The organism is Rhodococcus sp. HNM0563, assembly GCF_012726195.1.
In the GTDB taxonomy this organism is placed as follows: Bacteria; Actinomycetota; Actinomycetes; order Mycobacteriales; family Mycobacteriaceae; genus Rhodococcus.
In genome coordinates, this window is sequence record NZ_JAASAF010000002.1 from 200,200 (window position 1) to 224,601 (window position 24,402).

At 66.7% G+C, this 24,402-nt stretch carries 25 protein-coding genes, 1 pseudogene and 1 riboswitch; of the genes and pseudogenes, 6 read left to right on the forward strand and 20 right to left on the reverse strand.

Translation table 11 applies throughout. The features are described from left to right. The first annotated feature begins 110 nt into the window (after positions 1–110). On the forward strand, positions 111–665 hold the full coding sequence (locus HCA61_RS04815; RefSeq protein WP_169687045.1) for a hypothetical protein: 555 nt from the start codon (positions 111–113) through the stop codon (positions 663–665). Here HCA61_RS04815 and HCA61_RS04820 read toward each other — a convergent pair. Genes HCA61_RS04820 through HCA61_RS04835 form a run of 4 tightly spaced genes read right to left on the reverse strand, consistent with a single transcriptional unit; the run spans position 640 to position 3,890 of the window. Continuing rightward, positions 640–1,380 (reverse strand): cobalt-precorrin-6A reductase, encoded by a 741-nt coding sequence (locus HCA61_RS04820; protein ID WP_169687046.1) that lies wholly within the window; start codon positions 1,378–1,380, stop codon positions 640–642. The genes HCA61_RS04815 and HCA61_RS04820 overlap by 26 nt on opposite strands. Then, positions 1,377–2,870: a cobyric acid synthase gene (locus tag HCA61_RS04825; protein ID WP_169687047.1), complete on the reverse strand. Its 1,494-nt coding sequence runs from the start codon at positions 2,868–2,870 to the stop codon at positions 1,377–1,379. The genes HCA61_RS04820 and HCA61_RS04825 overlap by 4 nt, the downstream gene beginning before the upstream one ends. A 4-nt stretch (positions 2,871–2,874) precedes the next feature. Continuing rightward, positions 2,875–3,639, reverse strand: a complete 765-nt coding sequence (locus HCA61_RS04830) for a CbtA family protein (RefSeq protein ID WP_169687439.1) — start codon at positions 3,637–3,639, stop codon at positions 2,875–2,877. Between the two features lie 38 nt (positions 3,640–3,677). Further along, entirely contained in the window at positions 3,678–3,890 is a 213-nt protein-coding gene (locus HCA61_RS04835; protein WP_169687048.1) for a CbtB domain-containing protein, read from the reverse strand. Between the two features lie 30 nt (positions 3,891–3,920). Further along, positions 3,921–4,055: riboswitch (cobalamin riboswitch) on the reverse strand. 69 nt (positions 4,056–4,124) lie between these two features. On the opposite strand from HCA61_RS04835, the gene HCA61_RS04840 reads away from it, so the two are divergent. Beyond that, positions 4,125–4,661 (forward strand): histidine phosphatase family protein, encoded by a 537-nt coding sequence (locus HCA61_RS04840; protein ID WP_169687049.1) that lies wholly within the window; start codon positions 4,125–4,127, stop codon positions 4,659–4,661. 3 nt (positions 4,662–4,664) lie between these two features. Here the strand turns inward: HCA61_RS04840 and HCA61_RS04845 are convergent, their stop codons facing one another. From HCA61_RS04845 to HCA61_RS04855, 3 genes are all read right to left on the reverse strand, one after another. Further along, complete coding sequence (locus HCA61_RS04845; protein ID WP_169687050.1) at positions 4,665–5,594, reverse strand: cation diffusion facilitator family transporter; 930 nt, start codon at positions 5,592–5,594, stop codon at positions 4,665–4,667. A gap of 177 nt (positions 5,595–5,771) precedes the next feature. After that, entirely contained in the window at positions 5,772–6,914 is a 1,143-nt protein-coding gene (locus HCA61_RS04850; RefSeq protein ID WP_240958954.1) for an FUSC family protein, read from the reverse strand. After that, entirely contained in the window at positions 6,901–7,317 is a 417-nt protein-coding gene (locus tag HCA61_RS04855; RefSeq protein ID WP_169687052.1) for a DUF3151 domain-containing protein, read from the reverse strand. The genes HCA61_RS04850 and HCA61_RS04855 overlap by 14 nt, the downstream gene beginning before the upstream one ends. A gap of 80 nt (positions 7,318–7,397) precedes the next feature. Here HCA61_RS04855 and HCA61_RS04860 point away from each other — a divergent pair, with 80 nt between their 5' ends. Then, positions 7,398–8,498, forward strand: a complete 1,101-nt coding sequence (locus tag HCA61_RS04860) for a hypothetical protein (RefSeq protein WP_206039670.1) — start codon at positions 7,398–7,400, stop codon at positions 8,496–8,498. Between the two features lie 66 nt (positions 8,499–8,564). On the opposite strand, the gene fbaA is transcribed toward HCA61_RS04860, so the two are convergent. Then, complete coding sequence (gene fbaA / locus HCA61_RS04865; RefSeq protein WP_169687053.1) at positions 8,565–9,602, reverse strand: class II fructose-bisphosphate aldolase; 1,038 nt, start codon at positions 9,600–9,602, stop codon at positions 8,565–8,567. Positions 9,603–9,768: 166 nt separating this feature from the next. On the opposite strand from fbaA, the pseudogene HCA61_RS04870 reads away from it, so the two are divergent. Continuing rightward, positions 9,769–10,437: pseudogene (locus tag HCA61_RS04870) on the forward strand (VTT domain-containing protein); the annotation flags it as partial. A gap of 224 nt (positions 10,438–10,661) precedes the next feature. On the opposite strand, the gene HCA61_RS04875 reads toward HCA61_RS04870, so the two are convergent. The 3 genes from HCA61_RS04875 to HCA61_RS04885 all read right to left on the reverse strand — a co-directional run bounded on the left by HCA61_RS04875 (position 10,662) and on the right by HCA61_RS04885 (position 13,196). Further along, the gene (locus tag HCA61_RS04875) at positions 10,662–11,780 is read right to left on the reverse strand and encodes a glycoside hydrolase family 76 protein (RefSeq protein ID WP_169687054.1); all 1,119 of its coding nucleotides are present in this window, start codon (positions 11,778–11,780) and stop codon (positions 10,662–10,664) included. Between the two features lie 97 nt (positions 11,781–11,877). Beyond that, positions 11,878–12,489: a TrmH family RNA methyltransferase gene (locus HCA61_RS04880; RefSeq protein ID WP_169687441.1), complete on the reverse strand. Its 612-nt coding sequence runs from the start codon at positions 12,487–12,489 to the stop codon at positions 11,878–11,880. Between the two features lie 86 nt (positions 12,490–12,575). Continuing rightward, positions 12,576–13,196: a hypothetical protein gene (locus HCA61_RS04885; RefSeq protein WP_169687442.1), complete on the reverse strand. Its 621-nt coding sequence runs from the start codon at positions 13,194–13,196 to the stop codon at positions 12,576–12,578. 101 nt (positions 13,197–13,297) lie between these two features. Between HCA61_RS04885 and HCA61_RS04890 the strand changes: the two genes are divergently transcribed. Continuing rightward, a complete protein-coding gene (locus tag HCA61_RS04890) occupies positions 13,298–13,744 on the forward strand; it encodes a hypothetical protein (RefSeq protein WP_169687055.1) in 447 nt (148 codons plus the stop codon). A 4-nt stretch (positions 13,745–13,748) separates the two neighbouring features. On the opposite strand, the gene HCA61_RS04895 is transcribed toward HCA61_RS04890, so the two are convergent. From HCA61_RS04895 to clpB, 8 genes are all read right to left on the reverse strand, one after another. Further along, positions 13,749–14,468, reverse strand: coding sequence for a lysoplasmalogenase family protein (locus HCA61_RS04895; protein ID WP_169687056.1), 720 nt, complete (start codon positions 14,466–14,468; stop codon positions 13,749–13,751). 25 nt (positions 14,469–14,493) lie between these two features. Then, positions 14,494–15,621, reverse strand: a complete 1,128-nt coding sequence (gene galK / locus HCA61_RS04900; RefSeq protein WP_169687443.1) for a galactokinase — start codon at positions 15,619–15,621, stop codon at positions 14,494–14,496. Further along, complete coding sequence (gene galT / locus HCA61_RS04905) at positions 15,621–16,682, reverse strand: galactose-1-phosphate uridylyltransferase (RefSeq protein WP_169687057.1); 1,062 nt, start codon at positions 16,680–16,682, stop codon at positions 15,621–15,623. The genes galK and galT overlap by 1 nt, the downstream gene beginning before the upstream one ends. Before the next feature lie 16 nt (positions 16,683–16,698). After that, positions 16,699–17,238 carry an orotate phosphoribosyltransferase gene (pyrE, locus tag HCA61_RS04910; RefSeq protein ID WP_169687058.1) on the reverse strand — a complete coding sequence of 180 codons (540 nt, stop codon included), beginning with the start codon at positions 17,236–17,238 and terminating at the stop codon, positions 16,699–16,701. Between the two features lie 79 nt (positions 17,239–17,317). Further along, the gene (locus HCA61_RS04915; protein ID WP_247273193.1) at positions 17,318–17,953 is read right to left on the reverse strand and encodes a LemA family protein; all 636 of its coding nucleotides are present in this window, start codon (positions 17,951–17,953) and stop codon (positions 17,318–17,320) included. 93 nt (positions 17,954–18,046) lie between these two features. Beyond that, positions 18,047–18,706 (reverse strand): hypothetical protein, encoded by a 660-nt coding sequence (locus tag HCA61_RS04920; protein WP_169687445.1) that lies wholly within the window; start codon positions 18,704–18,706, stop codon positions 18,047–18,049. Between the two features lie 28 nt (positions 18,707–18,734). Further along, on the reverse strand, positions 18,735–19,634 hold the full coding sequence (locus HCA61_RS04925) for a hypothetical protein (RefSeq protein WP_169687059.1): 900 nt from the start codon (positions 19,632–19,634) through the stop codon (positions 18,735–18,737). A gap of 72 nt (positions 19,635–19,706) precedes the next feature. Further along, positions 19,707–22,262 carry an ATP-dependent chaperone ClpB gene (clpB, locus tag HCA61_RS04930; RefSeq protein WP_169687060.1) on the reverse strand — a complete coding sequence of 852 codons (2,556 nt, stop codon included), beginning with the start codon at positions 22,260–22,262 and terminating at the stop codon, positions 19,707–19,709. A gap of 244 nt (positions 22,263–22,506) precedes the next feature. Here clpB and HCA61_RS04935 point away from each other — a divergent pair, with 244 nt between their 5' ends. Beyond that, complete coding sequence (locus HCA61_RS04935; RefSeq protein WP_169687061.1) at positions 22,507–23,667, forward strand: FAD-binding oxidoreductase; 1,161 nt, start codon at positions 22,507–22,509, stop codon at positions 23,665–23,667. A 1-nt stretch (position 23,668) separates the two neighbouring features. On the opposite strand, the gene HCA61_RS04940 is transcribed toward HCA61_RS04935, so the two are convergent. Next, a complete protein-coding gene (locus HCA61_RS04940) occupies positions 23,669–24,238 on the reverse strand; it encodes a hypothetical protein (RefSeq protein WP_169687062.1) in 570 nt (189 codons plus the stop codon). Positions 24,239–24,402 lie beyond the last annotated feature (164 nt).

The window sequence follows — 24,402 nt, forward strand, 5'->3', positions numbered from 1 at the left end:
TCCTGCGGTTGAGAACTGCACACTCAACCACAATGTGGCGCCGATCACGTATAAGTGCAACACTGTAATCAGTGCAAAACTGCACGTCGATCCGTCCGAGGAGGACGATCATGCGAAATCCACACATGCACTCACGCGGCTTCGGCCGCCCCGGAGGCTGGCAGCAGGCAGGTGTGCCCGACGCCGGCGATGCCGAGGAATGGTTCTCCGGCCGCCTACCCGACAACTGGTTCACCGGGCCCGCCACCGTGGAGGTCGACCGCGAAGAAATCATCGTGACCGGCGAACTCCCGGCACCCGACGACGCGTCCGACGCAGTCGTCGAAGGACGCATCTCCCGGTTCCGGGAAAGCACCCGCCCCGAACGGATGCGCATAGCCGACGAGGCCGAGGCCCGCTACGGTCGCAAGGTCGCGTGGGGGGTCACGCTCGGCGGCCACGACGTTTTGTTCACCCATCTCGCGGTGCCGGTCATGACGCGACTGCGTCAACCCGAACGCAAGGTCCTCGACACTCTCGTCGACGCCGGGGTAGCCCGATCACGCTCCGACGCGCTCAAATGGACGGTGCGACTCGCCGGCCAGCACACCGACGAGTGGCTCACCGAACTACGAGAGGCGATGAAGAAGGTCGACGACCTCAGATCGGAGGGTCCACAGATCTGAGAACCCACTCGACGGCATCGTCGACCGATGCCACCGTCGCGACGCCGGCCGGAGCCGCGGGGCGGCGCACCACGATGACCCGCACCCCGAGTTCACCGGCGGCAGCGAGCTTCGCGCGGGTGAGTTCACCGCCCGAATCCTTCGTGACGAGGGTATCTATCCCGTTGTCCTGCATCAGCGTTCGCTCACCTTCGACGGTGTAGGGCCCGCGGGCCTGCACCACCGTCCAGGACGGCGGGACCTCGCGGTCCAGAGGATCGACCACGCGCACCGTCACCCGATGCCCACCGAGCGGGCCGACGAAACGGTCCAGCGTCTGACGTCCCGTACTGAGAAAGATGCCCTCGCCGGTCGCGGCTACCGTAGCAGCGGCGTCGTGGCCGTCGACCCAGATCCACGTGCCGTCGTCCGCCCACCCGGGGCGTTGAAGGCGCAGGAGTGGGACGTTTGCGTGTGCGCAGGCTGCTGCCGCGTTGGCGCTGATCCCCGCGGCAAACGGGTGCGTCGCGTCCACGACCGCGTCGATACTGTTGTCGCGCAGATAGTTCGCGAGTCCGTCGACGCCTCCGAAACCACCGCTACGGACCGGCCCCACCGGCAGCCGCGGATTCCGGACGCGCCCAGCGAGTGATGAGACGACATCGACTCCCCTGTCCTGCAACGCAACCGCGAGCGCTCGCGCTTCCCCGGTGCCGCCGAGAACGAGCACGGTCATCGCAGCGTTCCCGACAGGGTGGGCAGCACCGGTGCGTCCGTCAACATCGAGAGCAGTGCATCGACGTCCAGATGCTCGTCGATCATGTCGGCGAGAAGCTCGATTCTCGCCTCACGTGCCGAGGCGAAACTCACCGTGCCCGTGCTGACCTCACGCCCCGAGCCCACGGCTACCTCGCGCAGCCACGCACTGCGCAGTTCGTCGCCTTCGAGACTGCCGTGCCACATCGTTCCGAAGACGTTGCCACTGCGCGCACCACCGAGGAACTCGTCGGCGCCGTCGACTTCCACGCGTCCGTGGTGGATCTCGTAGCCGGACGCAGACGCACCCAGCGCGGTGCCCGAAGGCAGCCGCAGCACTTTGTCCGGCCCGAACTCTGTTCGGACGTCGAGCAGGCCGAGCCCTTGCGCCACCGCGCCGGGGCGTCCCTCGACTCCGTGCGGGTCGGTGATCTCGCGTCCGAGCATCTGGAATCCGCCGCAGATCCCCAACACGGCACCACCCGCACGGGCGTGATCGACGATGGCGACGTCGAGGCCCCGCGACCGCAGCCACTCGAGGTCGGCGAGAGTGGCCCGGGTGCCCGGCAAGATCACGATGTCCGCATCCGCGAGAGCCCGCGGATCGTCGACGAAACGGACCCGCACATCGGGTTCGAGGCAGAGCGCGTCGACGTCGGTGAAGTTGCTGACGCGGGGCACCATCACCACCGCGATCGTGAGGGCACCCTCGTCGCCATGTGAGGGTCGCGAGGTGAGGGCGAGCGAGTCCTCGGAATCGAGCCACAGGTCGCGTTGCCACGGCAGGACACCGAGAACGGGACGCCCGGTGAGCTCGTGTAGCGAATCGAGGCCCGGTTTCAGCAGACCCACGTCGCCGCGGAACTTGTTGATCACGAACCCACGAATCAACTGCTGATCAGCGGCATCGAGCAAGGCCAGCGTGCCGTACATCGACGCGAAGACGCCGCCGCGGTCGATGTCCCCGACGACGATCGTCGGCAACCCCCCGTGTTGCGCGAGGCCCATGTTGACGTAATCATGTGCGCGCAGGTTGATTTCGGCAGCGCTACCCGCACCTTCGCACACCACGACGTCGAAACGTCCGCGCAGGTCGTCGAATGCGGTGAACGCCGCCTCCGCGAGGTGCTTCCGCCCGCCCGCGAACTCACCGGCCTCGAGAGTTCCGGCGGGACGACCGCGCACGACGACGTGGCTGCGCCGATCGCTGCCCGGCTTGAGGAGCACCGGATTCATGGCGGATTCCGGAACGGCGCGCGCGGCGACGGATTGAATCCACTGGGCGCGCCCGATCTCCACCCCGTCGCCGGTCGCGGCATCGACCGCGACCATCGAGTTGTTCGACATGTTCTGCGCCTTGAACGGAGCGACCGTCAGGCCCCGCCGCGACAGCGCCCGGCAGATTCCGGTGACGACCACGGACTTTCCTGCGTCCGAGGTCGTTCCGGCAACGAGAATGCCTTCGCCCACGTCGTCAGGCCACAGCCCGAACGCGTGCCGCACGTTCGCTGAGAAACGCGAAGATGAGCCCGAGCGCCGCCCACAGGGTGACCTGCACGGTGAACGAGGCGACACGGAACTGCCACAGCAGGCTCGCCGGGAAGTCGTCACTCACTTCGTCGATGGTCGGCATGACGAGGTAACCCAGGCCCACCACTACGAGGAACGCGATCAGCGGTCCGACGATGCGGACGGTGTGCAGATCCTGGTTCGAGAGGGCCTTCGCGACCGCAACCGCCACCGCGATGGCGACCAGGCCGAGCACGACTGCGGCGAGCCACCACAGCGTGCGCTCGTCGATGGTGTCGGGATCGCCCACCGCCGGTGGGTTCGCCGGGTACTTGAAGAACGGAACGGCTTCGATCGCCAGCCACGCGGCACCCGCACCGGTCAGCGCCAGCTTCCAGCCAGGCAAATCGGTGTGGCGGCGAGCGAAGTGCAGCACCGACGCGTACAGCGCACCGAGCGCGAGGCCGGCAAGGCTGGTCGCAAGGAACAGTCCGGCCTTCTGGCCTGCGCGGCTCACTTCCGCGTCGTCGCCGTGGCTGTGCGCTCCCTCCTCGACGACTGCGGTGCCACCGTGGTCATGGTCGGCCGCTTCACCTGCGGCTTCTTCGATCGCAATGGCGGAATCGATGTGGGGTTCGCCGACGACGAATGCCACCGCACCGGCGAGCAGACCCGCGAGCAGGCCGGCGAGGAGGCCACGCAGCAACAACTGGACGAAACTTCCGGACAGGGTCGCCTGCCCGCCCGGCGACGTCGGCCGAGTGTCGCTCAGTGACACGGGAGGCCCAGTAGATGCCGGCCGTCGTGCATGAGTTCGTGCATGAACATGCCGGTACGGGATATCGCTCCCTGATCGAATCCGACCAGATACAGCACGACGAAAGCGAGGATCACCGTTGCGGCCACTATTACAGCGAGCCCGGCCGAGCCGAGTGAATCAGCCGAGCCGAGTGAGTCGTCGGGTGTATGAACTACCGCCATGACAACCTCCTGGGATTGCGCGTCCCATCCGAAAGGTCACGTGCCGTGGGAGTTTTCTGACTTCCCGAGATCTGTGATCCCAGGTCTACAGTGGCGCGACCGTCCCGGATTCTCACCGGATTCCCTGCACCTCGGCACATGCGTACCGACGAACTTTGGCACCGCAGGTCAGTCGGTGTCAAGCGGAAAACACTGCACTGCGAGGGACACTGCACCTCGAGGGACACTGGGCCCGTGCCCCGCCTGTTCCTGATCTCCCACGCCTCCACCCCTGCGCAACAGCATGTGCGATTCCCGGCCGACGATCCGCTCTCCGAGCGCGGACGACGTGAACTCGACCGTGCCACGCCGCCGGTCGTCGATCGCACGATCACGGCCCCGGAGGTCCGCGCCGTGGACACCGCAGCAGCTCTGGGCTGGTCGGCGACCGTCGAACCCGCACTGCGCGACCTCGACTACGCGAAGTGGTCGGCCGTGCAGATGGGCAGCGTCGCGGAAGGCGAACTGGCAGCGTGGCTGACCGATCCCATGTCCGCTCCGCACGGCGGCGAGTCGGTCGTCGACCTGATCGCGCGCGTCGGTGCGTGGCTGGACACCTTCGACGAGTCACCCGAGCGAATCGGGGCCGTCACGCATCCAGCGACCATCAAGGCAGCGGTGGTGCACGCACTCGGAGCGCCGGCCTCGGCGTTCTGGAGGGTCGATATCCGTCCGCTGAGTGTGACGCGGCTCAACGGCCGTGGCGAGCGCTGGACCGTGCGGATGGGCTGAACCTCACCACGTCACGTCCTCCTCGCACTTGCGTCCGTCGATCGTCCGCTCCACCTGCACGGTCGCGTGATCGAGTCCGTGCGACGACAACGTGGTGCGCGCCGAGTCGAGCACCCAGTTCGCGTCGTGGTCGCTCACCAGGTGCACGGTCGCCACGTCCATACCCGTGGTCAGTGTCCACACGTGCAGATCGTGAACGCCGGACACTCCGGGCAGCGCAGCGAGATCGGCGCGCACCGCGTCGACGTCGAGATGACTCGGCGACGCCTGCGTCAGGATGCGAAGCGATTCTGCCGCCAGTCGCACCGCACGCGGCACTACCCACAGGGAGATCAGCACACCGACGACGACGTCGGCGAAACTCCACCCGAACGCCAGGACGAGCACACCCGCGACCAGGACCCCGACGGAACCGAGTGCGTCGGCGAGCACCTCCATGTACGCCCCGCGTACAGCGAGACTGCCCTTGGCGTCGGCGCGCAACAGCAGCATCACGACGATGTTCGCGGCGAGCCCGGCCAGCGCGGTGAGAATGAGCGGGGCGCCGGGGATTTCGGGGGTGTCGCCGATGCGGTTGATCGCCTCGTACATCACCCATGCCGCGACGCCGAGCAACAGGATCGCGTTGGCCATCGCGGTGAGGACTTCGGCCCGGTGCCAGCCGAACGTGCGGGCCGCCGCCGCGCTGCCGCGACGGGCGAGTACCAGGGCCACCATGCCCATCGATACGCCGACGACGTCGGTGAGCATGTGCCCGGCATCCGCGAGGAGCGCAAGCGATCCGATCCACAGTCCGACGCCCGCTTCGAGCAGCAGGAACACACCGAGAACGGCGAGAGAGATACCCATCCTGCGGATGGTGCGACCCGACGGTCCTGCGCCCTGCCCATGGCCCTGGCCGATGCCGTGTGAATGTCCATGCCCCGAACTCATGGCCCTCCCTTTCAGGTCCGGGCCATCGTATGCATAAATGCGCATGTGTACAACCGCTACGTCCCTACGTCAGGATCACCCACAGTTCCCGCGACCGTTCCTGCTTCGCACACCGGTTGCAACGGGTGTCCGAAACAGCGATGGTCGCGGGAAGAACCGGCCGCACCGGGGCCGATCTCAGTCCTCCGGCGGGTAAGCGGGCTTCTCGACCGTGGGCGGCAACGTTGCGAGTGCCGAGATGCGCTTGAGCCCTGATGCCCGCAACAGGTCGACGAGCAGAGAGCGGATCTGCGCGAACACCACCGTCGCCGACACACCGGCCCCCTCGATCAGTTCCGGCCTCATCTTCCGTGCCACACTGCGCAGCACACGCGCTGCCTCGGCGGCGTCAGGTTGATCGCCGGGTTCGGCAAGCACCATCTCGCGCAGCACTTCGACCGCGTCGGCGAGTTCTTCGACGATGACGACGAGCCGGGAATCGAGAATCTCGTCGTCACGGACCAGGGTCAGCGACCGACGCGCGAGGACACGGATATTGCGCATCGCATTGTCGATCGGGTCGGCGGCAGCGGTCAACCGTGCAAGCCGCGGCCGACTGTTCCAATAGAGCGGGGAAATCCGACTGATCTCGTGACCGCCCTGGAGGTTGCTGCGCATGGAGTCGATCGCGGATTGCGTGTCGCGGGCTTGCCGCAGGGCAGCTTCGATGGGCTTCGGATTGTTCTCGACGAGGCCGGTCTCGACCTTCCGCAGAACCTCGGCGGCGGTCTCGAGAATGTCTGCGGCGTTCTTCCTTGCTCGCCGCACCGGATGAGTGGGGATCAGCGCTACCACTGCGATGCCGACCAGGCCGCCGACGAGAGCGTCGGTCATCCGGTCGATGCCGCCCGTGCCGCCGGGGGGTATCAGCGTCGCCACCAGGACAGCCGAATTGCCTGCCTGCATCGAGAAGATCGGCCCGCTGTTGAGCGCCACCGCAGAGGCCATGGCGATCGCCACGACCAGAGCGATCTGCCAGGGACCACTGCCGATCAACGAGACGAGGAGGTCCCCGACACCGATTCCGACGGTCACACCGCACACGAGCTCGACGGAGCGGCGCAGCCGAGCACCCAAGGACAACCCCAGGGATACCACAGCGGCGATCGGCGCGAAGAACGGCTGCGGGTGACCGATCAGTGTGGTCGCAACCCACCAGGCGATGCCGGCAGCGAGCGCGCACTGCACGATCGGCAGCGCGGATGAGCGCAGTCGCAGCGACGACTTCCGCAATTTCGTGCGGAAGTCGTCGCGGGTGGGTAACGACCTATTCGACGCCAAGTTCCTCCGCCGCGCGGGGGTCACAGTCCTCGAGCAGATCGAGGCACCGAGCATGCTCGTCCGTTTCGCCGATCGCCTTCGCTGCCTTGGCGAGCACGGCGACGCAGCGCAGGAACCCGCGGTTGGGTTCATGGCTGTAAGGCACGGGGCCGAAGCCCTTCCACCCGTTGCGCCGCAGCTGGTCGAGACCCCGGTGGTAGCCGGTGCGGGCATAGGCGTAGGCGGTGATCGTCTCGCCGGAGTCGAGTGCTGCCTCCGCGAGGTACGCCCACGCGATCGAGGCGGTCGGATGCTCGGCCGCGACCTTCGCCGGCTCCTTGTGATCGAGCAGATCAGATTCCGCTTCGTCGTCACCGGGGAGGAGAGTGGGCTGGGGTCCGAGCAGATCACCGAATGAGGTCATGGCGCCCATTCTGCCCCTCCACCGTCGAGCCTGGATAAGCTCCCCACATAATCACCCATCATCCGAACGAGGTGCAGCGAGTGCCGGACCCGAAGAACGAAGACCCGACCGAAGACTCGACGGAATCGTCAGCAGGCGAGGTCGCGGACAACGGGCCGGCCGACACGCCCGACGACGTCGTCGCCTCGGAGAAAGCCGTCGACCCGCAAGGGAAGGACACCGAGGCGGAAGACGAGAAGGCCTCCGATGACGAGACGGACGGCGCTGCAGCGCCCGACGACCAGATCGAGGACGACGCGGACACCGCTCCCTCAGGCACCCCGTCGGAGGAGACCGAATCCTCACCGGATGACGACGCAGCCGCAGCTCCGGAAGATTCCCGGCCCGACGACAACGAGCAGGACCCCGGCGCAAGAGCCGACGAACCCTCCGACCCGGATCCGGCCGAGTCCGAGACGGTCGCCATGCCGATCGTCGAGAAGACCCCCGACCCTGCCGACGCAAAGACCGTCGCCATGCCGATCGTCGAGAAAGCCGAGCAGCCCGGCGACGGCGAACAGCCCGACGACGGTAAGCAGCCCGAGCCACCCGCAGCAGATCCGTCCGAAGCACCGACGACTCAGATCCCGGTCAGGAGCCACGCCCCGAAAGCGGAGCCGCAGCGCATCGTGCCGCGTGTGCCCGAGGCACCGCGTGCGGAGCCTGCGCCGTTCCAGCCCACGCCTGCCCCTACCCGGATCCCCCCGTCACCTCGAAAGAAACGCGCGGGTTGGCTGGTCCTCGCCGGTGTAGCCGCTGCCGTGGTGATCGCCGTCGTCGCCGTCATCGCGTTCCTGCAGTACCGGGAGAGCAATTCCCCCGAGTCGCACATTCGCGCCAGCGTCGACGAGTTCGTGCAGGCACTGAGTGCAGGCGACCTTGCAACATTGCAGTCATCGACGTGCGGCGGGCTCGCTGAGTTCTACGCGACGGTCGCTCCCGAGGAGTTCGACAGCATTCACACGCTGGCTGTGGAACAGGGCTCTGTGCCGGTCGTGTCGAGTATCGACAAGGTGCAGATCACCGACGACACCGCGATCGTGGAGGTCACAGCTCACCCGATGGGCGATCCGTCCGACGTCACGGCACGCACCTTCGACCTCGCGCTCCAGGGGGAAGAATGGAAGGTGTGCAGCGAATAGCTGCGCAGACTCTCGCAAGGACGAAGGGCGCCGGCTCGAGCCGGCGCCCTTCGTCGATCCTGATACCTACTTGGCGGACACCGAGCGTCCCGCGGACTTGAGGTCGTTGCACGCCTCGACCACGCGAGCGGTCATCGACGCCTCGGCCTTCTTCAGGTAGCTGCGCGGGTCGTAGACCTTCTTGTTTCCGACCTCGCCATCGACCTTGAGCACACCGTCGTAGTTGCTGAACATGTGTGCCGCGATCGGGCGGGTGAACGCGTACTGGGTGTCGGTGTCGACGTTCATCTTCACGACGCCGTAGCTCAGGGCCTCGTCGATCTCCGACTTCAGCGAGCCCGAACCGCCGTGGAAGACGAGGTCGAACGGCTTCGAGCCGTCCTTGAGTCCCAGCTTCTTCGATGCGGCCTGCTGTCCTTCGGCGAGAACGCCCGGCTTGAGCTTGACGTTGCCCGGCTTGTATACGCCGTGCACGTTGCCGAAGGTCGCGGCGAGGAGGTACTGACCCTTCTCCCCTGCGCCCAGCGCGTCGACGGTCTTCTCGAAGTCCTCGACGGTGGTGTAGAGCTTGTCGTTGATGGCGTTCTCGACGCCGTCCTCTTCGCCGCCGACCACGCCGATCTCGATCTCGAGGATGATCTTGGCGGCCACAGCGTCAGCAAGCAGCTGCTGAGCGATCTCGAGGTTCTCGTCGATCGGGATGGCGGAGCCGTCCCACATGTGCGACTGGAACAGGGGGTTCTTGCCTGCGTCGACGCGTTCCTTGGAGATCGCGATGAGCGGGCGGACGAAGCCGTCGAGCTTGTCCTTGGGGCAGTGGTCGGTGTGCAGAGCGATCGTGACGTCGTACTTCTCAGCGACGACATGCGCGAACTCGGCAAGCGCGACCGCGCCGGTCACCATGTCCTTGACACCGAGGCCCGAGCCGAACTCTGCGCCACCGGTCGAGAACTGGATGATGCCATCGCTACCGGCGTCCGCGAAGCCCTTGATAGCGGCATTGATGGTTTCGGACGAGGTGCAGTTGATGGCCGGGAACGCGAAGGAGTGTTCCTTGGCGCGGGCAATCATCTCGGCGTAGACCTCGGGAGTCGCGATAGGCACAGCGGCTGTCCTCCAGGTGAGAGTGGCTCGGCTACCCGCTCGGGTGAAGCAGGTGCTCTTAACGTCCCTGCAGTATGTCAATAGCCACGGCGTTTAGATACTCGGGCCGCTCTCCCGAGGCCGCGGCGATTCGAGCACCCTCTGATGCGCCGGTACTCTGGGCATCGTGAATTTGCTTGAAGCCTCGGAATCCGCGACCAATTTGGCCCTGCTGCCGGGCTTCCTCGACCCGGTGAATCTGCTGAACTCGTTCGGCACCTGGATGCTCCTCGGGCTCCTGCTGGTGGTGTTCATCGAGTCCGGTCTGCTGTTTCCGCTGCTTCCCGGCGATTCTCTGCTGTTCACCGCGGGCCTGATCGCCGCATCGAAATCGACGGAGGTCGAGCCTTTCGCACCATTGTGGGTGCTGATGGTGACGATCCCGATCGCGGCGATCCTCGGTGATCAGGTGGGCTACTTCATCGGTACCAAGGGCGGCGCAAAGCTGTTCAAGGACGACGACGCGAAGCTGTTCAAGAAGAAGTACCTCGACGAATCCCACCGGTTCTTCCTGCGCCACGGTCCCGCAATGATCTTCCTCGCCCGGTTCGTTCCTATCGTCCGCACCTACGCGCCGCTCGTCGCGGGTGCGGCGAAGATGCCGTATCGCGTGTTCATCACCTACAACGTCATCGGCGGCATCGTGTGGGGTGCGGGCGTGACACTGCTGGGCTACCTTCTCGGACAGATCTCGTTCATCGCCGACAACGTCGACATCATCTTCCTGCTCATCGTGTTCGTGTCGGTGCTCCCGATCATCAACGAGGTCGGCAAGCGTTTCCTCGCGTCGCGCAAGAACGCCGGCGAGGGCACCACTGCAGAAGAAACCGCCTCTGCGGAAGAAACCGCGTCGGGGCAGGACAACTCTGCCGCTGCGCTGTCCAGCACCGATCACACGCCGACCACCCCGATCCCGACCCGGTCTGCGGCACAGACCTCGGCACCGACCACGCCGATCCCGTCGCTCGGTTCGGACCCCGACACTCGGCGATGACGCCGTAGTTCAGGGAGAGCCGTAGCTCAGGGAGACGCGACAACCGCGTTCGCGGCTTCCATCAACATCCAGCCACCGAGTTGCACCGACAGGTCGCGTTCTGCGATCGATGATGAGCGCACGGTGCCTCCAGCGAACTGCGCGACTGTGCCCGACGCACCCGGCAGTTTCGCGGGCCGGGACCAGTCACTTCCGAACAGCGGCAGGCCTTCGATCTGCAGGCGGTTCTCCCACGCAGCATCTGCCGAGGCCAGCACGATGCGACGCGCTGTAGCTCGCGCGCGCACGTCGTCGGAGTCCTGCACCGGCAAGGTGGTCGCGACCATTGCGAGATAACGCACGAGGATGCCGTTGAACAGACCTCCGTCGCCGCCCCCACCACCTGTGACGATGCTGCGTTCGGTGAGTTCGTCGTCGACAGCACCAACGAGGGCATGGACCCGTGCGCGATGACGCGGATCGTCGCATCGGGTCGCGAGTTCGGTTTCGACTCCGAGCACCACGCCTTGGCAGTACGAGTAGACGGCGCGTTCGAGCACACCGTGGCGGATTCCGTCGAGGACGAGTCCGCTGTCCGGATCGACGAGACGCTCGTGGATCCAATCGGCCATCTCTTGCGCGCGTTCCAGCTTGCCCGAGCGCGCGAGTAACAGCGCTGCCGGACCGTTCGCGGGGGCGTTGAAGAAGTCGTCTCCGCGGCGCCACGGGATACCACCCCCGCGCTCGGGTTGCCACGCGTCGTACAGTTCACCGACGAGGGCAGTGATCGCAGCGCCGTGGTCGACGCGCAGGTGCCGCCCGGCGCGGTCGAGAGCCAGACCGAGCCAGGCCATGTCGTCGAAATAGTTGTTGGTCCAGCCTGTGATGTTGCGAATGCGGTGGCTGCGGCTCAGCTGCACGACTCGGCGCCGGCCGCGCTGGGTACCGTCGCCGGCCTTCGCGTGCCGCTCTGCTGCATCGACGGCGAGGTCGATCAGGTGTGCCTGCCACCAGTAATGCCACGATCCGAAGATGCGCTCGCGCCGCGTCGCCGGCCAGCCGACGACACCGAGTTCGGTGCCGGGTAGACCCCACAATCGACGCACGTGCCTGGCCACCACGGCAGCTTCGGCTGCGTCCGCCCGGCCCGTCCACATTTCTGGCATGCAGTAATCATCCTCGTCCCACGACAGCGGCGTGGCCACACGGCCCGCGCTCATACATCCGTGCAGTCCGAGTTGGTGTTACTACCGGGCCGGATGACTACCAGGCGCGGTCGAGGTCGGCGTGTTGGGCGATCCAGGCGTGCATGGCGATTCCTGCCGCGACACCGGCATTGATGGAGCGGGTCGAACCGAACTGTGCGATCGACACCGTCATGGTCGCCACCTCGCGCGCGCGCTCGGTCACGCCCGGGCCTTCCTGCCCGAACAACAGCAGGCAGTTGCGGGGCAACACAGCCGTCTCCAGCGGCACGGAACCGGGGGTGTTGTCGACTGCGACGATGGTCAGATCGTGCTCGGCGGCCCAGTCGATGAGCGCATCGACGTCGGGGTGATGGTGCAGATGCTGATAGCGATCGGTGACCATCGCCCCGCGGCGGTTCCACCGCCTGCGCCCCACGATATGGACAGCGGCGGCCGCGAACGCGTTGGCGGTCCGCACCACGGTGCCGATGTTGGCGTCGTGCGCGAAGTTCTCGATCGCCACATGCAACGGATGCCTACGGGTGTCGATGTCAGCGACGATTGCGTCGCGCGTCCAGTACCGGTAGGCGTCGACGACGTTGCGCCGGTCTCCGTGTTCGAGCAGTTCCGGGTCGTACTTCGGGTCGGTGGGTGGGAGCGTGTCGAACTCGTCGGTCCACGGCCCCATACCGTGCGGGTGTTCCCCCCACTCGGTGGGTCCGGCAACAGTGAGCGGGTCCTGCTCCTGATCCGGTCTTTCGTGAACTGCCACCGTCAGAACGTCTCGTTCGAACCGGATGCCATGGTGAATCCGTGCCCGGTGCTGTCGTTGGTGCAGGTCACGTCGGCCTCGGTGGTCTCGCACGTGTAACCGAGCTGCGAGAGCGGCGATCCCACGGGCAGGACCTCCGCAGATCCTTCGACGGGCAGGTAGACAGGCCCGCCCGAGCACAGGAATTCACCGGGACCGCTGTCGACGACGCGCATCCCGTGGCCCCAGTTGACGACGCAGCTCTCGGGCTGCGGCGGCACCGGGTCCGTGACGCCTTCACAACCGGCTTCGGTACGTCCGGGGAGCTGCACGATGCCGCATGCGAATGCGCCGTCGGGGGTCGTGAAGTAGTAGGACTCGCCCTGCTCGAACGCAACGGCCTCCAGCGTCGGCGGCACTTCGGGAGCCGGCTCGGTCGTTGTCTCCGCAGGCGGGAGCTCGGTGGCCGGCGCTTCCGTGACGGCCTCCGTCGTGGTCGCTTCGGTCGTGGTCGGTGCAGCAGTCACGCTCGAGGTTGCGGGTGTGGTGGCGGTTTCCCGAGCTGCGGCATCCGGTTCGTCTCCGGATCCCCCGCACCCGCTCAGCACAAGTACAGCACCCAACACAACCGCAGCGGACGACACACGCACCTTCACACCGTTCCCTCCGACGAACACAGAAAGTGCCACTCTATCGATCGGCGGTCGGAGCGCAGACACGCGCTAGTCTGGGAGACGGAGGAGCCATGAAGCACACGCGCATCCTGCGCACGGTCGCATTCATCACGACCGGATACCTGATTCTGCTCTCGCTCTGGCTGAACCTCTTCTACCCGAACTCCGCCGAGGGCACCGAAGGATTCCAGGTGATGTTCCTGGTCTGCTTGTACGGCGCGGTGCTCGGCGCGGGCATGTTGATCGCCGATCGCACCACCCGCGAAGACCGGAAGATCGAACGCGACGGCCTCGAAGGCTGGGCGACGATCCGCTCAGCCACCCCACTCGGCTCTGTGATCGGCCATGTGCAGCGAACCGAGCTGGATTTGGATCTGATGGTGCCCGGATCCGAGCCGTACAGCGGCAAGGTGGTGTTCGAGGCCGAACACCGCGACCTGCCGCGGCTGACGGCCGGCCGGGTGGTCTCGGTGCTCGTCGACCCCGACGACCGCACCAGGATCCTGATCTTCCCCTGACTGGTCACCTGCGTCGGGCGAGCGCGAGCATCCCCTCGATCAGGAGCAACTGCGCACCCGCGTAGGTGGCGAGTACGAAACCTTCCGCCGCCGCCCGCGCGGACTTCCCTCTCAGCAGGGTCCGCCGCTCGACGATGGTGCCGTCGGACAAGGTGAAGACCAGCCCGCCGAGCCCGAGCCAACTGCGCCGGTCGGCGCTCGGAAACACGAGCCCGCCGGAGGTCTTCGCACCGGGCGCGAGGGATGGGTCGGCAGCAAGTGTCGCGGTGGTCGCAAGCACGGTGCCGTACGCGGTGAGCGGCACTGCCACCGAGCGACTCCGCCATCCGAGCAGGCCGGCGGCTCCCAGCACCGCGGGCACACGCTGTAGCACCGCGGTGCGGGTCGGGCGAGCACCGTGCCGGGCGAGCACCGTCGAGTACGACGTCTGCATCACCGCGAAAGAGCCTGCACCGCGCAGGATCCGGCTGTCGTCGTCGGGGTCGATCATGAACACGTCGCCCACGGTCGCGGCAGTGAGACCTGCGAGGAGCAACGCGGTGTCGGCGCGGTCAAGATCGCGAGAGCGCCGCAGCACCCGGACGGCCAGCGACGGCGCAATCAGCGGCTTTGCAGCTTTCTGCACCGCTTCATTGCCCAGCACTCCGCCGACCACCGTCGCCGCGCTCGCGGCCACGAACACGGCGTGCTCGATGCCCCATCTGTTCCGAGTGAACCAGCCCATGCGCGCACAGTACCCGGGTTGCGCATCAACAGCGGCGCGCACCATCGGACGGTGTGGCGCGCAGGAACACCGGCGACGGAAAACCCCGGGCCGCGGCCGCCGCGGTCACCGACATTTGGATCCTCTGCACGTCGTCGTTCTCGCACAACGCAATTGCCGATCCCCCGAAGCCTCCCCCTACCATACGCGCGCCGAGCGCACCTGCCGCAGTCGCAGCGTCGACGGCGCTGTCGAGTTCGGCGCAGCTGACCTCGAAATCGTCGCGCAGAGACCGATGCGACGCGTCGAACAGAGGGCCGAGATCGCGTACGCGACCGGAGCGCAGTGCATCCGCGGCGGTACGGACACGTGCGATCTCGGTGACCACGTGTCGCGCGCGGCGCTGCAACATCGCGTCATCGAGTGCAGATACGGATTCCACTTCGCGCAGTGGCCTACCCAGCAATCCGGCCGCTTCCTCGACGGCGGCTCGCCGTGAACCGTACTGACCGTCGACCAGGCGGTGCCCCGTCCCGGTATCGACGACCAGCACCGTGAGGCCTGCAGCAGCGGTGTCGACGGGGATGTGTTCGACGTGCCCGTCGGTGCAGTCGAGGAGCAACGCGTGGCCCGCCCTGCCTCTCAGCGCGATCTGCTGATCCATGCCGCCGGTCGGCGCCCCCACATAGTCGTTCTCCGCACGTACACACGCACGCGCGAGGGCATCGCGTCCGTCGTCGTCTACGGGAAGTCCGCACAGGTCGGCAAGCGCCAGCGCCACAGCCCCCTCGAGCGCAGCGGACGACGACAGGCCCGCCCCCACTGGGACTTCCGACGCGATCGCGATGTCCGCCCCGTGGAAACCGGGTGGATCGAGTGACCGGATCACACCGGCGACGTACGCACCCCATCCGTCGACGCGGTCGCCGTGCTCCACGTCCACGACGGCGAACCCGGGACTGTACAGGCGCAGCCGTCCATCGGCGCGACGGCGCACCGCAGCGGCCGTGACCTGGGGAATAGCCATCGGGAGGCACAATCCGCCGGCGTAGTCGACGTGCTCACCGATCAGGTTCACGCGACCGGGCGCACACCAGATGCCGTCCGGGTCGCCGACGAACTCCGTCGCGAACGTACGCGCCGCCTCGTCGCACACCGCTCCATGGGGCGACATCACGGTGCGAGCGCACGCAGTCGTTCGGCGATGAGTTCGGGGGTCGTGTCGCTGATCCACGCGCCCATGGCCGATTCCGAAGCTGCCAGGTACTTGAGCTTGTCGCGTGCACGACGCAGCGAGAAGATCTGGCAGAACAACCGCCCGTACTCGCGTCCGTCCCCGGCAGGCGCCTGATGCCATGCCGCGATGTACGGAACGCGGTCGAGACCGTCGAAGAACCGGTCGATGCGCCCGAGCAGATCGCGGTAGGCCAGTGCGAGTTCGTCGCGTTCGGCGTCGACGAGTGCGGTGAGATCGGGGACGTCGCGATGCGGCGCGAGGTGTACCTCGATCGGCCATCGCGCCGCCTCGGGAACGTACGCGGTCCACCATTCGCCCGACCACACGATGCGGGTCGCGGCGCGTCGTTCGGTGTCGAGGATGTCGCGCTGGAGCAACCTGCCGGTTCGTTCGTGGTGGTCGCGGGCGCGGGCGAGCAGCGTCCGCGTGCGCGGCGGGAGAAACGGGTAGGCGTAGATCTGACCGTGCGGATGTTCCAGTGTCACACCGATTTCGACGCCGCGGTTCTCGAAGCAGAACACCTGGGCCACCCCCGGCAGCGACGACAACGTCGCCGTGCGCGACGCGAGGACGTCGATGACGGTGCGGGCCCGTGTCGCGGTCAGGTCCGCGAAGCGGGCATCGTGGTCTGCGGTGAAGGCGACCACTTCGCAGCGGCCGCCCGCCGGGCCATCGCCCGAGGAGAACGCGGGGAAACGGTTCTCGAAGACTGCGACGTCGTAGTTGTCCGCAGGAATTTCGGTGGAGGCGCCCGGGCGGGTCGGGCAGAGTGGGCAATCCGCGACGGAGGGCAGGAATGTGCGTTCCATGCGGTGCGCGGCGAAGGTCACCGGGTCTCCGGTGAGTGGGTCGATGCGGACCTCCGACGCCGCCACGACCGTCGGGAGTTCGCGACGGTCGTGCGCGGCACGGGTGACCGATCCCCCGACATACGGTTCGGTGTCGTCGAAGAAGATCAGTTCGCGACCGTCCGCAAGGTGCGTGACGGTCTGCCGCATCCGTTGGTTCACGGTGTCAGGAGTTGTCGAGGCCCAGGTCGGAGAGGCCGAGCAACGACCGGTATTCGACGCCTTCCGCCGCGATGACCTCGTCGGCTCCGGTGGCGCGGTCGACGACCGTTGCCACACCCACGACGATCGCGCCCGCGTCGCGCAGTGCCTTGACTGCGGTGAGCGGCGAGTTCCCGGTGGTGGTCGTGTCCTCGACGACGAGCACTCGCTTGCCCACGACGTCGGGACCTTCGATCTGACGCTGCATGCCGTGCGCCTTGGCTGCTTTACGGACGACGAACGCGTCGATGGGACGTCCGGGCGCGTGCATGACGGCCATCGCGACCGGGTCGGCGCCCATGGTGAGCCCTCCGACCGCGTCGAAATCCCAGTCGGAGACGAGGTCGCGCAGAAGTGAGCCGATGAGCGGAGCTGCACGATGATGCAGGGTCGCCCGACGCAGATCGACGTAGTAGTCGGCTTCCTTGCCCGACGACAACGTCACCTTGCCGTGCACCACTGCCAGCTCACGTACCAGTGCACTCAGTTCGTCGCGGTCGCTCATTTGCACTTCCTCACCGTCGTCTCGTCCACCGCCGGTGGCGGAACCGGCGCGAACGAGCCTAGTCGCTGTCGGTGCGTCCTCAGGCGGCGACGGTCCCCGAGTCCTTGTCGTCGCTTTCGACAGTGGTGGACTGCCGCATGTCGGGCCGCTCCTCGGGCACCGGAACCTCGGTCGAAGTATCGGTTACCAGACCGGCCGGTACCTCGAAGACTGCGACCGGTCGCACGCCGGCCAGCGTCGCGTAAAGCGATGTCGGGAAGCTCGACACCTGGGAGTTGAGCTTGTTCGCGAGATCGTTGTGGACACGGACTGCCCCTGCAATGCGCTGCTCGCGAGTGTGCAGTTCGCGGGCGACCCGGATGAACGGCCAGTGGTTGACACCGTCGAGGACTCCGATGAGTTCGTGCAACGCGGCCGAGAGCGCGTTCTCGGTGGCCGCACGTTCGGGAAGATCGAGGCGTTGATCGCGCATCGCGATGGCGAGGGAGCGTGCTCCCACCACCGGGCTGATGCGGCTGCGTTCGACGCCGGCGCCCGCTGATGCCGCGATAAGCGCGGGAATCAGGTCGTAGCGATCGTCGAGTTCGTTCAGGAGCAGATTCAGGCCGTCTCGGCGTCGGGTGCGAAGCGTCCGCAACCGGCGCATCCCCAGCCGTATCCAGAGCAGCACAACGGCCACCACTGCCACAACTATCACCAGAGCCACAGGTGTCACGGCGTGAAATGTACAGACCCCGATCAGTTCGCACGACGAAGGATCCGGCGTGTCATCCGGGGCGTGTCCGTACCGTGACCTGACGAGCGGGGACTAGCGTTGCGCGGAGGGGCGCCCCGGGTCATGGAAGGTGCGATCGACATCATCGGGGTCGACCACGGGCGGGAGAACATGCAAGATGCCCGACAGGCGCGCCACGGTCTCGATCGCCGCATCCCATTCGCGCCCGTTGCTTCCGACCGGGATCGAGCCGAGGGTCCACGGACCCTCACTCCACAACATCTGGACGTGCTCCGGGATCGCCTGGGTGAACGAAACCATTCGCTGGTCGCACACGCGACGGGCGATCTCGAGGTCGGTGGAGAACACGATACGCGGGCCGATCGACCCGAGCAGATTCATGTCGGAATCCTTGGGCGGTGGCGTCGACTTGAGCCGCAGATCGATGTCGACGTCGGAACCGACCTTGCGGCGTACCGCGACGATGGTGGCGGTTTCCTCGATGTCGAACAGGATGAAATCTTCACCCCGGCGCACCCCGCGCACGACGTCTATCGCGCCCAGGTACTCCTGCTTGGCCAACGCCGCGCGATGCCAGTTGGAAGGCAGCCGCTCGTCGGAGTCGGTGTACTTGTACCCCTGGGCACGCGCCCAGATCTCCCGCACACGCCCGGACTGTTCCCTCCGCGTGCGGTCGACGTACAGGAGCGCGAGCGCGCCGAGAAGCGCGATCGCCGCCAGACCGAACCACATGAATGTCATCGCGATCAGCCTAGCGTCTTCAGTTGCCCGGGCTGCCGAACGACGGGAGCGACGCGCTGATGACGGTCTCGGCCGTCATCTGTCCGTTCTCTACGGGACTGCCTGTCGCGACCACCGTCGCGCCGATCTCGAGCGCCTCCGGAGATGACCCCCTCAACGTGATGATCTGGGTTTCCGGCGTGAACAACACCGTGGTGAGCGACCCGCCGATACCGCTGAGAGTGATGCTCGTGCCGTCGTTGGCCGTGATCGAGCCCACGACGGCGCCGGTGGTCCCGAGGGCTTCACCGAGTCCGCCGGGAAGCTGATCCAGCGGTAGCGCCGGCGCTCCGTCCGGCTCGGTGGCCGGTGGCGGTGTCGTCGTCGGTGCGGGTGGCATCGTTCGGGTCGTGGTCGGGCCGGTGGCGACGGTGTCGGGCTCGTCGTCGCCTCCGCTCAGGAGGAAGCCGACGATCCCCCCGAGCACGATGAGGACAACTGCGGCGAGAGCCACCAGCCCCCAGCGCGGACCGCGAGGGGACTTCTCGGGCTCGGCCTGCGGCCCGTATCCGGGCGGGGGTGCGCCGGGCGGTTGATATCCACCGCCGGGGTGACCGGCCTGTGGGTGTTGCCCCTGCACATACTGCGTCTGTGAGAAGTCGGCTGTCGGGTACTGGGCCGTCGGATACTGCGCGGTCGGTGGCCCGCCCTGCGCGTACTGCCCCAGCGGTGCACCGAGCTGCTGAGTGGGGTTCGGTGGGGGCGCCGCCGAATCGAAGCGCGGGTCGTACTGCGGATACACCAGGGTCGGGTGTGTCACCGGTTGCCCATACGCCTCGGTCGGGTCGTCGGTGTGCAGTACGCGCGTCTCGTCGTCACCCGGCTCGTCGTGCGGATAGGCACGTTCCTGCGGTGTGCGCGGATCGTTCGGATTCGTCATGGCATTTCCCAAGGTACCGATACGGGGACGGTCCCGGTGGCTGTTGCCACCGGGACCGTCCCCGCACTGGTGTCAGACGCCGAGAACCAGACCGTCGGCGTTGTCGGTGACGCCGACCTTCACGGTGTCGCCGTCGCGGACCTCCCCCGCCAGCAGCTTCTTGGCGAGCTGGTCGCCGATCGCCTGCTGGATGAGCCGGCGCAGCGGACGCGCACCGTACTGCGGATCGTAGCCGCGGACCGCGAGCCACATCCGTGCCGCTCCGTCGACGTCGAGCGTGAGCCGGCGTGCCTCGAGGCGCTTCGCCAACTGGTCGATCTGGATGTCGACGATCTTCTCGAGCTGCTCTTCCGACAGCGGATCGAAGATCACGACGTCGTCGAGCCGGTTGATGAACTCCGGCTTGAACGCCATCCGCACCGCCGCCATCACCTGGTCCTTGTCCCCACCCGCACCGAGGTTCGAGGTGAGGATCAGGATGGTGTTACGGAAGTCGACCGTGCGGCCCTGACCGTCGGTCAGGCGCCCGTCGTCGAGCACCTGCAACAGCGTGTCGAATACGTCGGGGTGTGCCTTCTCGACCTCGTCGAACAGCACCACCGTGTACGGACGACGACGCACAGCTTCGGTGAGCTGACCGCCCGCGTCGTAGCCGACATAGCCGGGAGGTGCGCCTACCAGACGCGCAACGCTGTGCTTCTCGCTGTACTCCGACATGTCGATCCGCACCATGGCGCGTTCGTCGTCGAACAAGAAGTCTGCGAGGGCCTTGGCCAGCTCGGTCTTGCCGACGCCGGTGGGTCCGAGGAACAGGAACGATCCGGTGGGACGGTTCGGGTCGGCGACACCGGCCCTTGCGCGGCGGACCGCATCCGAGACGGCCTGCACGGCCTCGGCCTGACCGACCACGCGGTGGCCGATCTCGTCTTCCATCCGCAGAAGCTTCTCGGTCTCGCCTTCGAGCATGCGGCCGGCGGGGATGCCGGTCCATGCAGCGACGACCTCTGCGACGTCGTCCGGGCCGACTTCCTCCTTGAGCATCACATCGCCGTCGGACGCCGCCCCCGATGCCTGCGCTGCGGACTCGAGCTTCTTCTCCAGTTCGGGGATGCGGCCGTAGCGCAGCTCGGCGGCCTTGCCGAGGTCGCCGTCGCGTTCGGCGCGTTCCTCTTCACCGCGTAGCGCTTCGAGTTGTTCCTTGACCTCACGGACGGAGTCGATGGCGGTCTTCTCGTTCTGCCAGCGCGCGGTGAGCTGATTGAGCTTCTCGCGTTCGTCGGCGAGTTCACCGCGCAGCTTGTCGAGTCGTTCCTTCGACGCAGCGTCGGTTTCCTTCTGCAACGCCATCTCCTCGATCTCGAGGCGACGGACGATACGTTCGACGGTGTCGATTTCCTCGGGACGCGAGTCGATCTCCATCCGCAGCCGCGACGCCGCCTCGTCGACGAGGTCGATGGCCTTGTCGGGGAGGAACCGCGACGTGATGTAGCGGTCGGACAGGGTCGCGGCGGACACCAGCGCGGAGTCGGTGATGCGCACACCGTGGTGCACCTCGTAGCGCTCCTTGAGTCCGCGCAGGATACCGACAGTGTCCTCGACGCTCGGCTCACCGACGAGGACCTGCTGGAAGCGGCGTTCGAGGGCGGCATCCTTCTCGATGTACTTGCGGTACTCGTCGAGAGTGGTGGCTCCGACCAGTCGGAGTTCACCGCGCGCGAGCATGGGCTTGATCATGTTGCCTGCGTCCATTGCGGACTCGCCGGTCGCGCCTGCGCCGACGATGGTGTGCAGTTCGTCGATGAACGTGATGATCTGCCCGGCGGATTCCTTGATTTCGTCGAGTACTGCCTTGAGTCGTTCCTCGAACTCCCCGCGGTACTTTGCGCCCGCGACCATCGAACCGAGATCGAGCGAGATGACGGTCTTGCCGCGGAGCGACTCGGGAACATCGCCCGCGACGACACGCTGGGCGAGGCCTTCGACGATGGCGGTCTTGCCTACGCCTGGTTCACCGATGAGCACGGGGTTGTTCTTGGTACGACGCGACAGGACCTGAACGACACGACGGATCTCGTTGTCGCGACCGATGACCGGATCGAGCTTGCCTTCGCGGGCACGCGCGGTCAGGTCGGTCGAGTACTTCTCGAGAGCCTGGAAGGTTCCTTCCGGGTCGGCGCTGGTGACGCGTCCGGTGCCGCGCACCGTCGTGAACGCGTCGCGCAATGCCTCCGGGGTCGCGCCCTTGCCTGTGAGGAGCCGGGCGATGTCGGAGTCGCCGCTCGCGAGGCCGACGAGAACGTGCTCGGTGGAGACGAATTCGTCGGTGAGTTCGGTGGCGAGTTTCTGCGCGACGGACAGCGCAGCGATCGCTTCGCGGCCGAGTTGCGGTGTGGTGGTCGCGCCGGTCGCGGTGGGCAGTTTGTCGACGAGGTCGTGGGCCTCGCCCCTGATCTGGGCTGGGTCGACGCCGACCGCTTTGAGTAGCGGGCCTGCGATTCCGTCGGTCTGGTCGAGCAGCGCGACGAGCAGGTGAGCGGGCCGGATGTCCGGGTTGCCCGCAGCGGATGCCGACTGCAGTGCCGCCGTCAACGCCGCCTGGGTTTTCGTCGTGGGGTTGAACGAGTCCACTACGGGCTCCTTCCGTTCTCGAGTGAGTCTGTATCAATTCTGTACCCGCAGACTCGGGTCCGCGGGCACTCGATCGATTCAACGACCCCAAAGTTGAGTTTGTTCCACTCAACTTTCACCAAGAGAGTGATTCACATCACAATTATGGCGTCCGGCCACATGCCCGGAATGCGCATGTGGCCGACCCACGAGGAAACGACTACAGTGGCGGCGTCCGAATTGGCGCAGTACGTGGGAGGATGGCGTGGAGGCGTTCGCCATCGCCCGAGTGCAACTCAGCTTCGCATCGATCACCGCAACCCCGACGGGGCCCGAGCGGTTCGCCACGGCATTCTACACCGCACTCTGGAGCGAGACGTCAGGGACGCGCGAACTGTTCCCCGCCGGCATGGAGAACATGCGGCAGCGGTTCACGACCGCAGTCGGATGGGCGGTCAACAAACTCACCGATGTGTACGGCCTGGACGCTTTCCTCGGCCAACTGGCCCGTGATCACCGCAAGTACGGAGTCCGACCCGAACACTTCCGCGCCGCCGGCCACGCACTGCTCACCGCGGTGCGCGAATGCACGCCGCTGATCCTGTGGACCGCAGCTCTCGAACGCACGTGGGCCGAAGTCATCGCGCACTTCACCGAGACGATGGCTGTCGCCGCTGCCGAGGACGATCTGCCCGCAGCATGGGGCGCCACTGTCGTCGGCCACGAACGAGTTCTCGCCGACCTCGCGATCATCCGGCTCGAAACCGACACCCCCATCCCGTACCACGCGGGCCAGTACATGAGTGTCCAGATTCCGCAACGCCCCCAGATGTGGCGGTACCTGTCCGCAGCGATCCCTCCGAATCCCCAGGGGCAGATCGAATTCCACGTCCGACGCGTCTCGACGGGATGGGTCAGCGGGGGTCTCGTCAGCGAGGTCTCGGTGGGTGATCGTTGGACGATCGGCCCACCGCTCGGAGGCCTGCAGGTCGACCGTGACAGCGGCCAGGACGTGCTCATGATCGCGTCGGGCACCGGCCTCGCGCCGCTCCGCGCCCAGATCATGGAGATGGCGATGCGCGGCACGAATCCGCGCACCCACTTGTTCTACGGCGGGAACTACCCGTGTGATCTCTACGATCTGGAAACGTTGTGGCACATCGCCATGACCAACCCGTGGCTCACGATCACCCCCGTCACCGAGGAACTGGAGAACCCGTACTGGCATCCGGTCCCCGTACGCGAGACACCGCGGGGTCTGCAGGAGCCGATTCAGGGGAAGCTGGGCAAGGTCGTCGCAAGTTTCGGATCGTGGTCCGATCACCAGATCCAGATCGCAGGGTCGCCGTCGATGATCCGCACGACGCTGTACGCCTTGTCTGCCGGGGGCACGCCCCGGCAGAACATCAGCTTCGACCCGCTCTAGGTCACGCCCGCGGGCTGACAGCGCGCGCGAAGTCCGGGTGCGCGTCGCGCACCACGAGCGCCGAACCATCTTCTGCAAGAGTCACTCCTACGCCGGCTCGCCGGTGCTCGATCATCCGCAGCGCGACGTAGAGGGGGATGAAAGACACCCCGAACACCCCGAGTAGCGCGAACCCGTAGGGACGAGGCGCGCCCTGCAGCAGCGCGAAGACCAATCCCAAGAACAGCACCGCAAGCGCGGTGAAGAGTGCGGCGGCAGCGATCTGCCAGCGCAGACGTGCGGTGACACATCGTGCACAGACAGGCCAATCCACTGCCGCCACCTGCACCGTGTAGGCCGCGGCAAGTGCGGATCCCAGGCGGCTGTCACTACTGTCCGGCTGCGACCGATCCGACTTGATCGTCACCCGCACGCGGTCGGATTCCGGGTCTCCGTGTCGCGAGCAGATCGGCGGCACCGGCTCCACCGGCCGCAGTGCGCCTTCTCCACTGAACGCCGATCCGAAGAGAGCCTCGTCCGCGCTCTCCACCGGCACTCGCACTTCCACCCGCTGGGGGTCCCCGTTCGCCATGCGAGGCAGTATGTCAGGCGACAGCCGCCCTCGATAGATCGGGCATATCGGGCGAAACCCCGGGCCGTCCGCAACCTTCCCCCCGTCGTGCGACTTTCCGTTGGTTCACGACCCGAGGAAACCCGTGCGAGATGGGGAAACTTCCATCACAAGGCCGGATCGAA